Source organism: Bradyrhizobium sp. RP6 (genome assembly GCF_003837805.1).
In the GTDB taxonomy this organism is placed as follows: Bacteria; Pseudomonadota; Alphaproteobacteria; order Rhizobiales; family Xanthobacteraceae; genus Bradyrhizobium.
The window spans coordinates 73,683-87,020 of sequence record NZ_RQIT01000008.1; the positions used below are offsets into that span (position 1 = coordinate 73,683).

Sequence of the window (13,338 nt, forward strand, 5' to 3'; positions counted from 1 at the left end):
AAGCCCTCCACATGGGAGGACGCTGATGACCGACAAGATCACCGATCCGGTCGCCTTGTGGCAGAAGATGGTCGGCGAGATGGAGAAGGGTTTCAACTCTTTCGCGAACAAGGCGATGGAGACGCCCGAGTTCTCGCAAGCCGTGAACCGCGCCGGCGGCGTTGCTGCAGGTGCTCAGAAGCAGTTCGGCGATCTCATGGAGAAATACCTGCTCTCCATGAACCTGCCGAGCCGCGAGCAGATGACCGGCATCGCGGAGCGGCTTCAGTCGATTGAAGGCCAACTCGGCGAGATCAAGTCGATGTTGAGCCAGATGTCGACCAGTTCGGGTGCGCAGCAGGTCGGCGCCGCTCCGCGGCCGCCGCGCACCAAACGTCCGCCGTCCGAAGGCGGAGAGCAAAAATGAACGCGCCGGCGGGACTTGATTTCGCGTCCATCCCGGAGCGGATCCAGTCCGAAGTGCAGCGCGCGATCCAGCGCAGCATCAAAGGCGTCGAGTATTTCTCGACCTCGGGGCCCTCGCTCGGCTCGACACCGAAAGATGTGCTGCATTCGCGCGGAACCATGAGCCTCTACCACTATCGCCCGATGTCGGACGAGATCTACCGCGTGCCGGTGCTGATCGTGATGGCGACCACCAACCGCGGCTACATCCTCGACCTCGTGCCCGGCCAGAGCTTCATCGAATTCCTGCTGAGGCGCGGCTACGACGTCTACATGCTGGACTGGAGCGCCCCGCGACCGGAGGAGAAGAGCCTGCGTATGGAGGACTACGTCCTCGACTTCATCCCGGACTGCGTCCGCCGCGTGCAAACCGATTCCGGCGAGCAGGACGTCTCCGTCATCGGCTATTGCTTCGGCGGCGTGCTCTCGCTGCTCTACGGCTCGATCCACAAGGACGGGCCGATGAAGAATCTGATCTGCTTCACCACGCCGATCGACTTCCGCGAGATGAAGCTGTTCTCGAACTTCTCCGACCGGCGCTATTTCGACGTCGACCATCTCGTCGACAGCGTCGGCAACGTGCCGCCGGAAATGATCCTGTCCTCGTTCGAGATGCTGCGCCCGGCCTCGCGCACGGTGAGTCAGATCCAGCTCTGGGAGAACATCTGGAACGACGAGTTCGTGAAGTCCTATCGCATGTTCGACCGCTGGGCGACCGACACCCTGCCGCTTGCGGGCGAGTATTTCCGCGCCATCACCAAGGACCTGATGTGGGACAACAAGCTGTTCAACGACACCATGTCGGTTGGCGGCCGCGCGGCGAAGCTGGAAGACATCAAGGTGCCGATCCTGCATGCGGTCGCGGAGCACGATCACATCGTGCCGTATGAAGCCGCAAAGCACCTGATCGCCAAGATCGGGTCGACCGACAAGGAAGAGGTGATCCTGAAGGGCGGTCACGTCTCTCTCGTGGCGGGCGCCAATGCCGTGAAGCGGCTGTGGCCGAAACTGGACTCCTGGCTAGGAAAGAGATCGACATGAATGAGCAGCGTTCCTATCCGCGTCAGGTCAAGACCGACGCGGGCGATGTCGAGATCCGCTTGATGTCGCGTGCGGACGAGGCCGCGGTGCTGGCTTTCGGCAAGGGCCTGCCGACCCACGATCTGCTGTTCCTCCCCCGCAATATCAGCCAGCCGAAAGTGCTGTCGGCCTGGGTCAAGGAGATCGAGGGCGGCGCGATTCAGAGCCTGCTCGCGGTGAAAGAGGGCAGGGTCGTCGGCTGCGGCACGCTGGTGCGCGATCCGCATTCCTGGTCGCCGCACGTCGGCGAGATACGGATGGTGGTCTTGCCCAATGTCCGCGGCAAGGGAGTGGGCAAGGCGCTCTCGCAGGAGACCTTTGCGCTCGCGCTCGGCGCCGGCCTGGAGAAGCTCTCGGTCCAGATGACGGTCGATCAGCAGGCGGCGATCGCCCTGTTCGAAAGCCTCGGCTTCAAGGCCGAGGCGCTGCTGCGCGACCATGTCCGGGATGTCGACGGCAAGACCCACGACATCGTCGTGCTCGGTCACAACATCGCGCAGGTCCAGGCTCAGATGGAGGCGTATGGGGTGCCGGGCGCCGTCCAGCACTGAGAGCGCCGCGACAATGGATCCAAATCGGGCGATCGTCGGACCATTTGAACAAAGAACTATCATGATACCGTTCTGCAACGAATGTCACAGTTTTGTGATGCCGCACTGCAATATGTTGTTGCATCGCACAATAGACCGCGCCATATAAACCATACCCCGGGCCAATGAGGACGGGGTGAGCCCATAGCTCAGATCAATGAGGATGGAGAGAACCCCCATGACCACTGAAACCACCACCGCTTTCGAGGGCTTCAAGGACGCTTTCAAGAACATCCAGAATCTGGAAGTTCCCGAAGCCGCCCGCGAATTCGTCAAGAAGACTGCCAACACTGCCAAGGACCGTGCCGCCGAGGCTTTCGCCGGCTCCGAGCGGGTGACCGCCGCTGTCGAGAACGCAGTGGCCGAATCCGTCGCCGAGGCCGGCAAGATCAGTCGGAACATCCAGCAGGCGATCTACGAGGACGCCGAGGCGTTCTTCTCGGGCATCGACAAGCTGGCGTCGGCAAAATCGATCAGCGAAGCCATCGAGATCCAGTCGAGCCTGCTCCGCTCCCGCGGCGAAGTGTTCGTCTCGCGTGCGAAGGCGACCGCCGACTATCTCGGCAACCTCGCCGCCAACGGTGCGAAGTCCGCTCAGGACAATTTCGCCAAGGTCTACAACAAGACCGCCTGACCTGGCGCCTGAGTCAAAACTGAATTTGAGGCCCGCTTCGGCGGGCCTTTTGTTTGAGCTGCCGTAAGCACATCCACCGTCATCCCGGGGCGCCCCAAGGGCGAAGCCGAAATCTCGAGATTCTCAGGTGCGCAATTGCGCACCATAGTTCGATACTTCGCATCGCCCCGGAATGACGTAGTCTTCAATTCACAATGACTCCACCCGCCACCTTCTCCTTCGACACCCCCGGCGATGCCGAACGCGCGGCCGAACTGCGCCGCGTGAAGGCGCTGGCGACGCTGGTGCTGGCCTCGACGCTTCTGCTTTTTGTCGTCGCGAAATGGCTTGTCCCAGTGCATCCCGTGTTCGGCTTCGTCGCAGCCTTCGCGGAAGCCGCGACCATCGGTGGCCTCGCCGATTGGTATGCGGTGGTGGCGCTGTTCAAGCGGCCGCTCGGCCTGCCGATCCCGCACACTGCGATCATCCAGAGCAATCAGGCTCGCATCGCCGACAAGCTCGGCGAGTTCATCCAGATGCATTTCCTCGACGCCGGTCCCGTCGAGGCCAAGCTGAAGGAAATCGATTTCGGCTCCTTCGTTGCGGACTGGCTGCGTGACCGCAACCGTAGCGATGATCTGGCGCGTTTCGCGCTGCGCCTGCTGCCGGAGGCCGTTTCCGCCACCGAAAGCTCCGGCCTGATGACCTTCATCATCCGCCGGATGTCATCGCAGCTCCAGGCGATCGATCTTGCGCCGCTCGCCGCTGGCACGCTACGCGGTTTCGTGGCGGAGGGGCGGCACCAGATCCTGTTCGACGATCTCCTGCGCGTGATGCATGAGACGCTGAACCAGAAGGAAACGATGGCGATGATCCGCGGGAAAGTGCGCGCGGAGTTGCCGACCCTGCTGAAGCTCTATCGCGCCGACAAGTTTCTGGTGAACAAGATCGTGGCCTCGGCCACCGCCTTCTTCAATGAGGTACGCAGCGATCCCGAGCATCCGTTCCGCGGCGAGTTCGATCGCATGGTGCTGAGCTTCGTCGATCGGCTCGGCACCGATCAAGCCTATATCGACCGCATCGACGGCTTGAAGCGCGATCTCCTCGCGCGTCCCGAGCTTGCCGAACTCGCCCGCACCGTCTGGGCCAACACGCGCGCCCTCATCGAGCGCAGCGCGAGCGGCGAGACGCAAGTGCTGCAGCATCATCTCGCCGGCATGTTCGTCGCGGCTGGCGAGGCGCTCGCTGGCGATGCCGAACTGCGCGGCGAGATCAACAAAGGCCTGGTGGCGGTGCTGCGCAGCTTCGTGGCCGACCAGAAGAGCGGCGTCTCCACCTTCATCTCTGATCAGGTCAAGGCGTGGAATATGACGCAGCTGATTGCGCTGATCGAAATCAACATCGGGCGCGACCTGCAATACATCCGCTTCAATGGCTCGCTGATCGGCGGTCTCGCCGGTCTTGCGCTCTATTCCGTGGAATTCCTGCTTCGATTGTTGTGACTTTTGCGTCACGGCCGTCAGCATTACCTTCCGGGCCTATTGTCGCTCCACATCTCTCCCGCTTGAATGTCGGGAACCGGCCGCCTAGCTGATTCATGTTGCGCTGCGGAACGTTCGAGAAGCCGGTGCATTGGAATTCATGGCTATTTGCCGGCATCGCAGTCGGCGTCCTTTCCAGAAGTCTTCCCAGGGGGAAACATCGATGACCGCAACTGCCCAGACGCTGCGTCCGCCCTCCCGTACCCTGATGTTTCTGGAAGGGCGCGCGATCCACGAGTTCGGCGCATTCCTGGGCGCGCTGCCGCTCTTGAGCCTTGCGCCACACGGCGATGGACATCCGGTACTGGTGCTGCCGGGCCTCGTGGCTTCCGATGCGTCGACGCGCGCGCTACGCGCGTTTTTGACGAACAAGGGCTATGCGGTGAGCGGCTGGCGTCAGGGTCGCAACTACGGCCTGCGCGAGGGCGTGCAGGACGCCATGCTCGATCTGGTCCGGGAGCTCAGCGACAAGCACGGACGCAAGATCAGCCTTGTCGGCTGGAGCCTCGGCGGCCTCTATGCCCGCCAGCTCGCCAAGATGATGCCGGAGCGCGTGCGCCAGGTGATCACGCTCGGCAGCCCCTTTGCCGGCGATCCGCGCTCGACCAACGCCTGGCGCGTCTACGAATGGGCGAGCGGACGGAAGTCTGACGAGGTCGATCCGCAGTTCGGTGGCGAGCTCGCCGCTCCACCGCCGGTGCCGACCACCGCCATCTTCAGCCGCACCGACGGCATTTGCGCCTGGCAGGGCTGCATGGAGAAGACGGGCGCGCAGACCGAGAGCATCGAGGTCGAGAGCAGCCATTGCGGCATGGGCCATCATCCCGCAGCGGTTTACGCCGTTGCCGATCGGCTCGCGCAGAAGGAAGGCCAGTGGCGTCCGTTCGACCGCAGCGGCTGGCGCAGCCTGGCCTATCCCGATCCGCATCGGTAGTCGGGCCTTCATGGTTCGAGACGCGCGGCTTTGCCGCGCTCCTCACCATGAGGGTCGAAATAAGTGATGCCGCGCAAAGACAGGCAGACCTCATCCTGAGGTGGCGCGAAGCGCCGTCTCGAAGGATCGAGCCCGGCTCCTGCTTCGATGGTCGCCTCGTCCATTGTCGGGCCCGCATCAAACGCGCTATGGCTCGTGCATGGCGCATCCGCTCTCCCGCATCATCGACCAGCTCAAGCGCGAGCCGTCGCGCACCGGCTCGATCGTCATCACCGTGTTCGGCGACGCCATCGTGCCGCGCGGCGGCTCCGTGTGGCTGGGGACGCTGCTGGAATTCTTCGAAAGCCTGGATATCGACAGCGGCGTCGTCCGCACCGCGATGTCCCGGCTTGCCGCCGACGGGTGGCTGACGCGCGAAAAGGTCGGGCGGAACAGCTTTTATCGCCTGGCCGACAAGGGTCGGCAGACGTTTGAAGCTGCCACGCGCCACATCTACGATCCGCCGCCGTCGGACTGGACCGGCCGTTTCGAACTGCTGCTGATCGGCAATGGCGAGGACCGCGACGCCTCGCGGGAGGCGCTGCGCAATGTCGGCTTCGGCAGCCCGCTGCCGGGCGTCTGGGTCGCGCCGTCGGGCGTGCCGGTGCCGGACGAGGCTGCGGGCGCCATCCGTCTCGAAGTCTCGGCGGGGGACGACAGCGGGCGTCGTCTGCTCAGCGCGAGCTGGCCGCTCGATCGCACCGCGGATGCCTATCTGAAGTTCATGAAGACGTTTGAGCCGCTCCGTGCCGCGATCGCGCGCGGTACGGAGCTGTCCGAGGCCGATGCCTTCACCGCACGTATCCTGCTGATCCACTATTATCGCCGTGTCGTGCTACGCGACCCGCTGCTGCCCGAAGGCCTGTTGCCGGCGGATTGGCCGGGAAGGGCGGCCCGCGCGCTCTGCGGCGAGATCTATCGCGCGCTTCTCGCTCCCTCGGAACAATGGCTCGACGGCCATGGAATCAACGAAAAGGGGGCGTTGCCGGCGGCCCGGAAGCTCCTGGAACGGAGGTTCGGCGCCTGACTTATATGTTACAGAAATATCTTGCATGATATAATTTATGTTATATATTCTCTCCCAATAAATCGGGAGGATGCGCATGTACACCCAGGCGCTGAACACGGCCGAGACCGACGATCGCGGTCTCGAAGACGCGGCCAGGGCTGCGCAGTTCCAGGCCCGCATCGATGCAGAGGAACGCATCGAGCCGAACGACTGGATGCCGGCGGCCTACCGCAAGACGCTCACCCGCCAGATCTCCCAGCATGCCCATTCCGAAATCGTCGGCATGCTGCCCGAAGGCAACTGGATCACTCGCGCTCCGACGCTGCGCCGCAAAGCCGCGCTGCTCGCCAAGGTGCAGGACGAGTGCGGCCACGGCCTCTATCTCTACGCCGCCGCCGAGACGCTCGGCTCGTCTCGCGAGGAGTTGGTCGATGCCATGCTCGCGGGCAAGGCCAAATATTCCTCGATCTTCAACTATCCGACGCTGACCTGGGCCGACATCGGCACGATCGGCTGGCTGGTCGACGGCGCCGCGATCATGAACCAGATTCCGCTGTGCCGCTGCTCCTATGGCCCGTATGCGCGGGCGATGATCCGTGTTTGCAAGGAGGAATCCTTCCATCAGCGCCAGGGCTACGAAATCATGGTGATGCTGTGCCGCGGCTCGGAGGAGCAGAAGGCGATGGCGCAGGACGCGCTGAACCGCTGGTGGTGGCCGGTGCTGATGATGTTCGGCCCGCCGGATGCCACGAGCCAGCACAGCGACACCTCGACGAGGTGGAAGATCAAGCGCTTCTCCAATGACGAGCTGCGCCAGAAATTCGTCGATGCCACCGTGCCGCAGGCGCAATATCTCGGCCTCACCATTCCCGATCCTGGCATGACGCAGGATGCGGACGGACACTGGCGCTACAGCGAGATCGACTGGACCGAATTCAAGCAGGTGCTCGCCGGCAATGGCCCCTGCAACCGCGACCGCATGGCCGCGCGCCGCAAGGCACACGAGGAGGGCGCATGGGTGCGCGAGGCGGCAGCCGCCTATGCCGCCAAGCGCGCGCGGCGTCGGACCGCGCAAGCTGCCGAATAGGGAGATCACGATGGCCACGCCGAACACCCCGCTGTGGGAGGTCTTCATTCGCAGCCGTAACGGGCTCGCGCACAAGCACGTGGGATCGCTGCATGCCAACGACGCGACCATGGCCCTGCAAGCCGCCCGCGACATCTACACCCGTCGCGGCGAGGGCCTGTCGATCTGGGTCGTGCCGTCGAGCGCGATCACCGCGAGCGATCCGGCCGAGAAGGGCATGATGTTCGAGCCGGCCGAATCCAAGATCTACCGGCATCCGACGTTCTACGAAGTGCCGGAAGAAGTGGGGCACATGTGATGGGGATGATCTGATGTCTTGCGCCAACATCCAGGTCTCCGAAACGCCGCTGGTGCTCTATACGCTGCGCCGCGCCGACGATGCGCTGATCCTCGGCCACAGGCTGTCGGAATGGTGCGGGCACGCGCCGATGCTGGAAGAGGACATGGCGCTCTCCAACATCGCGCTCGACCTCATTGGTCAGGCACGCGAGCTCTACAGCTACGCCGCCAAGGTCGAAGGCAAGGACAACGACGAGGACAAGTTCGCTTACTTGCGCGACGTTCGGCAGTACCGCAATCTGCTGCTGGTTGAGCAGCCGAATGGCGACTTTGCCCAGACGCTGGTGAGGCAATTCTTCTATTCCGCCTTCGCCGACCTTTACTGGCGTGCCATGATGAGCTCGCGCGATACGACGCTTGCCGCCATTGCCGCGAAGTCGGAGAAGGAGAGCGCCTATCACCTGCGCCACGCCTCGGAATGGATCATCAGGCTCGGCGACGGCACGGACGAAAGCCATCGACGGGCGCAAGGCGCGATCGATCATCTCTGGGCTTTCACCGGCGAGATGTTCTCGGTCGACGACGGCGAGCGCGCCCTGATCCAGGCCGGCATCGCCATTGATCCGGCCAGCTTGCGCGCTCGTTGGTTGACGACGTTGTCCGACGTTGCCGGCGAAGCGACACTTGAGCTGCCCCGGAACGAATGGATGCAGCAGGGCGGCCGCTTCGGGCGTCACAGCGAGCATCTCGGTCACCTCCTGTCCGAGCTGCAGTCGATGCAGCGCACGTTCCCGGGGCTGACATGGTGAGCGTGCTGGAGCGTGACAGCGAGCTGCGCCAACGCGCCTGGAACGCCGCGGCAAGCGTAGTCGATCCCGAGATCCCGGTGCTGACCATCGCTGATCTTGGCGTGCTCCGCGAAGTTGCGCTCGACGGCGATGATGTCGAGGTCGCGATCACGCCGACCTATTCGGGCTGTCCGGCCATGAACATGATTGCGCTCGAAATCGAGCTCGCGCTGGAGCGCGCGGGCTTCCGTCGTCCGAAGGTGCGCACGGTGCTGTCGCCGGCCTGGACCACGGACTGGATAAGCGAGGAGGGGCGCTGCAAGCTGCGCGCCTGCGGCATCGCGCCGCCGCAGCCCTCGAACTCGCGCCGCGCGGTGTTCGGCGAGCAGGCCGTCGCGTGCCCGCAATGCGGCTCCGACAAGACGGAGCTGTTGTCCGAGTTCGGCTCCACACCCTGCAAGGCGCTGTGGCGCTGCAAGGCCTGCCGCGAACCCTTCGATTATTTCAAGTGTCATTGAGGCACACAAATGCCAACCCAATCGTCATTGCGGGAAGCTCTTGCGACGAAGCAATCCAGACTGCTTCCGCGGAAAGATTCTGGATTGCTTCGCTTCGCTCGCAATGACGACGGGGAGACCGAACGAGGGTGCCCGTGATGTCCGCAGCCGCACCGCGCTTCCATCGCCTGGCCGTCAATGACCTCCGCCGCGAGGCGTCCGACGCCGTCTCGATGACCTTCGCCATTCCCGGCGAACTCGCCGGCGACTACGCCTTCACGCCCGGCCAGTACCTGACGCTGCGCACCATGCTCGACGGCGAGGAGGTGCGCCGCTCCTATTCGATCTGTTCCGGCCCTGACGACGGCGAGATCCGTATCGCCGTCAAGAAGGTCGACGGCGGCGCGTTTTCGAGCTGGGCCGCCGAAGATCTCAAATGCGGCGACGAGCTCGACGTGATGACGCCGACCGGCCGCTTCGGCGTGGTCCCGCCGGCAGATCGTGCGCGCGTTCATGTCGGCTTCGCCGCCGGCTCCGGCATCACGCCGATCCTGTCGATCGTGAAGGGTGTGCTTGCCCGCGAGCCGGACAGCCGCTTTTTTCTGTTCTACGGCAACCGCACCACCGACAGCATCATGTTCCTCGAAGCGCTCGAGGAGCTGAAGGACCGCTTCATCGATCGTCTCTCGGTCTTTTACGTGCTCTCCGGCGAGGAGCAGGACATTCCGATCCTGCATGGCCGGCTCGACGGCGACAAGGTGAGGGTGCTGCTGCGCTCGCTGGTGCCGGCGGGGAGCGTCGATCACGTCTTCATCTGCGGTCCTCTCGGCATGAGCGAGGAGATCGAGGTGGCCTGCCGCGATCTCGGCATCGCGGACGAACGCATTCATGTCGAGCGCTTCGTCTCCGAGTTCGGCGGCAAGCCGCGGCCGAAAAAGGCGGTTGCGCCCGACGCGCCGCCGAAGGCGATCGCATCGCTGATCATCGACGGCAAGCGCCGCGACGTGCCCGTCGCCGAGGACGAGGCGATCCTCGATGCCGCCCTGCGCGCCGGCGTCGATCTGCCCTTCGCCTGCAAGGGCGGCATGTGCTCGACCTGCCGCGCAAAACTGGTCGAGGGCGAGGCGCCGATGGACATCAACTATTCGCTGGAACCGTGGGAGCTCGAGGCCCGTTTTGTTCTCACCTGCCAGGCCAAGCCGTCCACCGAGCGGGTCGTAGTCGATTATGATCATGTCTGATCAGGCGTTCTGCGGCTCCGCAATGCAAATGCGTCGCATTATTTGACAGTGCGAGCCAACCAGAACAACATCATGAGCAAACGTCTGGCCGGGAGAAGCGCGTGAACGTCAAAGCCGCCCTGTCGCCTGAGGATATCGCCCGCGCCTGCGCCGATGCGATGTGGGCCGAGGATGATGCCTCCAAAGGTCTCGGAATGGAGGTCGTCGAGATCGGCCCGGGCTTCGCAACGCTCGCCATGACGGTGCGGCCGGACATGGTCAACGGCCAGCGCATCGCCCATGGCGGATTCATCTTCACCCTTGCCGATTCCGCCTTCGCGTTCGCCTGCAACTCGCACAATGAGCGCGCCGTGGCGGCGCAGGGCCAGATCACCTTCATCAAGCCCGGCAAGCTTGGAGATCGTCTCATCGCCAAGGCGCGGGAAATCACCCGCGGCGGCCGCTCCGGCATCTACGACGTGCGTGTCATGGCGGGCGAGGTCGTCATCGCGGAATTCCGCGGACATTCGCGCGTCATTCCCGGCAAATGGCTGCCGGCGCAAGATCAATAAGACCAAAGAAGAAAAGAACATACAATGTGGGGAAACGAGGATGGCTCTGACGAAGCTCAAGGAAGGTGGCAACACCTATAGCGCCGAGATGGACGCGCATGAGCGCGCCTCGCGCGACGAGATCATGGCGCTGCAGAAGCAGCGGCTGGCCTGGTCGCTGAAGCACGCCTACGACAATGTCGCGCATTACCGCAAGGCCTTCGACAAGGCGGGCGTGCATCCGTCCGACTTCCGCGAGCTGTCGGATCTCGCCAAGTTTCCGTTCACGGTGAAGACGGACCTGCGCGACAACTATCCCTTCAACATGTTCGCTGTGCCGCGCGAGAAGCTCGTGCGGGTGCATGCCTCCTCCGGCACGACCGGCAAGCCGATCGTCGTCGGCTATACCCAGCGCGACATCGACACCTGGTCGGAGGTGATGGCGCGCTCGATCCGTGCCGCCGGCGGGCGCACCGGGATGATCATCCACAACGCCTACGGCTACGGGCTCTTCACCGGCGGTCTCGGCGTGCACTACGGCGCCGAGAAGTTCGGCTGCACGGTGGTGCCGATCTCCGGCGGCATGACCGAGCGGCAGGTGCAGCTCATCAACGATTTCCGGCCCGACATCATCACGGTGACGCCGAGCTACATGCTCGCGATCCTCGACGAGTTCAAGCGCCAGAAGCTGGATCCGCGCCAGTGCTCGCTCAAGATCGGCATCTTCGGCGCCGAGCCCTGGACCAACGCGATGCGCGCCGAGATCGAGGACGCCTTCGATATGGACGCAACCGACATCTACGGTCTCTCCGAGGTGATCGGCCCCGGCGTCGCGCAGGAATGCATCGAGACCAAGGACGGCCTGCACGTCTGGGAGGACCATTTCTACCCCGAGGTGATCGACCCCGAGACCGGCGCGGTGCTGCCGGATGGTGAGAAGGGCGAACTGGTGTTTACCTCGCTAACCAAGGAAGCCTTTCCGGTGATCCGCTATCGCACCCGCGATTTGACGCGGCTGCTGCCGGGCACGGCGCGGCCCGGCATGAGGCGGATGGAGAAGGTGACGGGCCGCTCGGACGACATGATCATTTTGCGCGGCGTCAACCTGTTCCCGACCCAGATCGAGGAGGTGCTGCTCGCGACCGACTGGTGCGGCGGGCACTTCATCCTGGAACTCACCCGGGAAGGCCGCATGGACGAACTGACCATCATCGCGGAGGCGCGGCCCGAAAGCTGGGACGGCAGAGGGCTCCTCGACCACGCCGACCGGATCTCGACGCATATCAAGAACACGATCGGGATCAGCTCCAGGGTGCAGGTGGTTGCGCCCGCCACGCTCGAACGATCGCTCGGCAAGGCCAAGCGGCTCTACGACAAGCGCCCCAAGGATTAGCTCTCACCCTTCATGGTGAGGAGCGCCGAAGGCGCGTCTCGAGCCATAGTGGCCGGGATGCTGCAGCGGGGCCTTCATCCTCCGAGACGCCGCTTCCGCGGCTCCTCAGGATGAGGGGAGGCGGTTGACTTGACCCGGCCCAAAGGCGACAAGGCCCGCGAGAAATCGCGGGTCTTTCGATGTCACCAGCCGGTACCAAAACCGTCGAAGCGCGCTGTGTGCGCCTTGACGCCAAAGCTGAAAACGCCCCGGCGCTTGCGCCCGTCGTCGAGCGCCGGACGCTCACGCGCGGTCTGAACGATGTTCTGATCGAGGTGAAAGCCGCCGCCGTCAATCCATCCGACGTCAAGGCTGCGACCGGGCTGATGCCCTATGCCGTGTTTCCCCGGACCCCCGGCCGCGACTACGCCGGCGTGGCGATCGACGGGCCGTCTGGAACAGTCGGCCGCGAGGTGTTCGGCTCGTCCGGCGATCTCGGAATCCGCCGCGACGGCACGCATGCGAGCCATCTCGTCGTCGAAGCTGATGCTGTCGTGGAGAAGCCCAAGACGGTGTCCTGGGAGGAGGCCGCGGGCATCGGCGTGCCGTTCGTCACCGCGATGGAAGGCTTTCGCCGCGCCGGCGTGCCGAAGAGCGGCGAGATCGTTCTGGTGTTCGGCGTCAACGGCAAGGTCGGCCAGGCCGCGGTGCAGATCGCAACCTGGCGGGGCGCGCGCGTGATCGGCGTCGTGCGCAAGGCGGAAGCCTATGAAGGCCACGCCAACGCGCCCATCGAGGTGATCGACTCCTCCGCCACCGACGTTGCCGCGCGCGTGCGCGAATTATCCGGCGGCGAGGGCGCCGACATCGTCTTCAACACGGTCGGCGATCCCTATTTCCAGGCCGCACACAAATCGCTTGCGCTTCGCGGCCGCCAGATCCTGATCGCCGCGATCGACCGCATCGTACAGTTCAACATCCTCGAATTCTACCGCGGCCAGCACACCTATGTCGGCATCGACACGCTGGGCCTGTCGTCGGCCGCCACAGGCGCGGTGCTGCGCGACCTCGGCCCGGGCTTTGCAAGCGGACATCTGAAGCCGTTTCCGATCAGGGCGAATGCGATCTATCCGCTCGAGCGCGCCAAGGAAGCCTATGTTGCCGTCGCCGGCTCCTCGCGCGACCGGGTCATCCTGAAGCCGTAGCAAATCGTCCTTGCGAGCGCAGCGAAGCAATCCAGCCTGTCTCCGCGGATGCATTTCTGGATTGTTTCGCTGCGCTCGCAATGACGGAC

At 64.1% G+C, this 13,338-nt stretch carries 16 protein-coding genes; 15 read left to right on the plus strand and 1 reads right to left on the minus strand.

Annotated elements, in window-relative coordinates:
* Window positions 1-25: 25 nt before the first annotated feature.
* The 6 genes from EHH60_RS17275 to EHH60_RS17300 all read left to right on the plus strand — a co-directional run bounded on the left by EHH60_RS17275 (window position 26) and on the right by EHH60_RS17300 (window position 5,202).
* Window positions 26-406: a hypothetical protein gene (locus EHH60_RS17275; protein WP_124160659.1), complete on the plus strand. Its 381-nt coding sequence runs from the start codon at window positions 26-28 to the stop codon at window positions 404-406.
* Entirely contained in the window at window positions 403-1,485 is a 1,083-nt protein-coding gene (locus EHH60_RS17280) for a PHA/PHB synthase family protein (protein WP_124160660.1), read from the plus strand. Before EHH60_RS17275 ends, EHH60_RS17280 begins: the two co-directional genes overlap by 4 nt.
* Window positions 1,482-2,075, plus strand: coding sequence for a GNAT family N-acetyltransferase (locus tag EHH60_RS17285; protein WP_199751534.1), 594 nt, complete (start codon window positions 1,482-1,484; stop codon window positions 2,073-2,075). Before EHH60_RS17280 ends, EHH60_RS17285 begins: the two co-directional genes overlap by 4 nt.
* Before the next feature lie 217 nt (window positions 2,076-2,292).
* Window positions 2,293-2,748 carry a phasin gene (locus tag EHH60_RS17290; protein ID WP_124160662.1) on the plus strand — a complete coding sequence of 152 codons (456 nt, stop codon included), beginning with the start codon at window positions 2,293-2,295 and terminating at the stop codon, window positions 2,746-2,748.
* A 194-nt stretch (window positions 2,749-2,942) separates the two neighbouring features.
* Window positions 2,943-4,229 (plus strand): DUF445 domain-containing protein, encoded by a 1,287-nt coding sequence (locus tag EHH60_RS17295; RefSeq protein ID WP_124160663.1) that lies wholly within the window; start codon window positions 2,943-2,945, stop codon window positions 4,227-4,229.
* 202 nt (window positions 4,230-4,431) lie between these two features.
* Entirely contained in the window at window positions 4,432-5,202 is a 771-nt protein-coding gene (locus tag EHH60_RS17300; protein WP_124160664.1) for an esterase/lipase family protein, read from the plus strand.
* 8 nt (window positions 5,203-5,210) lie between these two features.
* On the opposite strand, the gene EHH60_RS37120 is transcribed toward EHH60_RS17300, so the two are convergent.
* Window positions 5,211-5,366, minus strand: coding sequence for a hypothetical protein (locus EHH60_RS37120; protein ID WP_158626739.1), 156 nt, complete (start codon window positions 5,364-5,366; stop codon window positions 5,211-5,213).
* Window positions 5,367-5,401: 35 nt separating this feature from the next.
* Here EHH60_RS37120 and paaX point away from each other — a divergent pair, with 35 nt between their 5' ends.
* The 9 genes from paaX (at window position 5,402) to EHH60_RS17345 (ending at window position 13,249) form a co-directional block, all read left to right on the plus strand.
* Window positions 5,402-6,268, plus strand: a complete 867-nt coding sequence (gene paaX / locus EHH60_RS17305) for a phenylacetic acid degradation operon negative regulatory protein PaaX (protein ID WP_124160665.1) — start codon at window positions 5,402-5,404, stop codon at window positions 6,266-6,268.
* Between the two features lie 76 nt (window positions 6,269-6,344).
* Window positions 6,345-7,337, plus strand: a complete 993-nt coding sequence (gene paaA, locus EHH60_RS17310; RefSeq protein ID WP_199751535.1) for a 1,2-phenylacetyl-CoA epoxidase subunit PaaA — start codon at window positions 6,345-6,347, stop codon at window positions 7,335-7,337.
* 10 nt (window positions 7,338-7,347) lie between these two features.
* Window positions 7,348-7,635, plus strand: coding sequence for a 1,2-phenylacetyl-CoA epoxidase subunit PaaB (gene paaB, locus EHH60_RS17315; protein ID WP_124160667.1), 288 nt, complete (start codon window positions 7,348-7,350; stop codon window positions 7,633-7,635).
* Window positions 7,636-7,648: 13 nt separating this feature from the next.
* On the plus strand, window positions 7,649-8,425 hold the full coding sequence (gene paaC, locus EHH60_RS17320) for a 1,2-phenylacetyl-CoA epoxidase subunit PaaC (RefSeq protein WP_199751536.1): 777 nt from the start codon (window positions 7,649-7,651) through the stop codon (window positions 8,423-8,425).
* Complete coding sequence (gene paaD, locus EHH60_RS17325) at window positions 8,419-8,922, plus strand: 1,2-phenylacetyl-CoA epoxidase subunit PaaD (protein WP_124160669.1); 504 nt, start codon at window positions 8,419-8,421, stop codon at window positions 8,920-8,922. Before paaC ends, paaD begins: the two co-directional genes overlap by 7 nt.
* 137 nt (window positions 8,923-9,059) lie before the next feature.
* Window positions 9,060-10,142 carry a 1,2-phenylacetyl-CoA epoxidase subunit PaaE gene (paaE, locus tag EHH60_RS17330; RefSeq protein WP_124160670.1) on the plus strand — a complete coding sequence of 361 codons (1,083 nt, stop codon included), beginning with the start codon at window positions 9,060-9,062 and terminating at the stop codon, window positions 10,140-10,142.
* A gap of 101 nt (window positions 10,143-10,243) precedes the next feature.
* A complete protein-coding gene (gene paaI / locus EHH60_RS17335) occupies window positions 10,244-10,693 on the plus strand; it encodes a hydroxyphenylacetyl-CoA thioesterase PaaI (RefSeq protein ID WP_124160671.1) in 450 nt (149 codons plus the stop codon).
* A gap of 40 nt (window positions 10,694-10,733) precedes the next feature.
* A complete protein-coding gene (paaK, locus tag EHH60_RS17340) occupies window positions 10,734-12,065 on the plus strand; it encodes a phenylacetate--CoA ligase PaaK (protein WP_124160672.1) in 1,332 nt (443 codons plus the stop codon).
* Window positions 12,066-12,244: 179 nt separating this feature from the next.
* Window positions 12,245-13,249: a quinone oxidoreductase family protein gene (locus EHH60_RS17345; protein ID WP_124160673.1), complete on the plus strand. Its 1,005-nt coding sequence runs from the start codon at window positions 12,245-12,247 to the stop codon at window positions 13,247-13,249.
* Window positions 13,250-13,338 lie beyond the last annotated feature (89 nt).

Coding starts and splice junctions, on each gene's coding strand:
- EHH60_RS17285 (WP_199751534.1), top strand. CDS start 1,482: ATGAATGAGCAGCGTTCCTATCCGCGTCAGGTCAAGACCGACGCGGGC.
- paaA (WP_199751535.1), top strand. CDS start 6,345: ATGTACACCCAGGCGCTGAACACGGCCGAGACCGACGATCGCGGTCTC.
- EHH60_RS37120 (WP_158626739.1), bottom strand. CDS start 5,366: ATGGACGAGGCGACCATCGAAGCAGGAGCCGGGCTCGATCCTTCGAGA.
- paaC (WP_199751536.1), top strand. CDS start 7,649: ATGTCTTGCGCCAACATCCAGGTCTCCGAAACGCCGCTGGTGCTCTAT.
- paaK (WP_124160672.1), top strand. CDS start 10,734: ATGGCTCTGACGAAGCTCAAGGAAGGTGGCAACACCTATAGCGCCGAG.
- EHH60_RS17295 (WP_124160663.1), top strand. CDS start 2,943: ATGACTCCACCCGCCACCTTCTCCTTCGACACCCCCGGCGATGCCGAA.
- paaX (WP_124160665.1), top strand. CDS start 5,402: ATGGCGCATCCGCTCTCCCGCATCATCGACCAGCTCAAGCGCGAGCCG.
- EHH60_RS17345 (WP_124160673.1), top strand. CDS start 12,245: ATGTCACCAGCCGGTACCAAAACCGTCGAAGCGCGCTGTGTGCGCCTT.
- paaD (WP_124160669.1), top strand. CDS start 8,419: ATGGTGAGCGTGCTGGAGCGTGACAGCGAGCTGCGCCAACGCGCCTGG.
- EHH60_RS17290 (WP_124160662.1), top strand. CDS start 2,293: ATGACCACTGAAACCACCACCGCTTTCGAGGGCTTCAAGGACGCTTTC.
- EHH60_RS17300 (WP_124160664.1), top strand. CDS start 4,432: ATGACCGCAACTGCCCAGACGCTGCGTCCGCCCTCCCGTACCCTGATG.
- EHH60_RS17280 (WP_124160660.1), top strand. CDS start 403: ATGAACGCGCCGGCGGGACTTGATTTCGCGTCCATCCCGGAGCGGATC.
- paaB (WP_124160667.1), top strand. CDS start 7,348: ATGGCCACGCCGAACACCCCGCTGTGGGAGGTCTTCATTCGCAGCCGT.
- EHH60_RS17275 (WP_124160659.1), top strand. CDS start 26: ATGACCGACAAGATCACCGATCCGGTCGCCTTGTGGCAGAAGATGGTC.
- paaE (WP_124160670.1), top strand. CDS start 9,060: ATGTCCGCAGCCGCACCGCGCTTCCATCGCCTGGCCGTCAATGACCTC.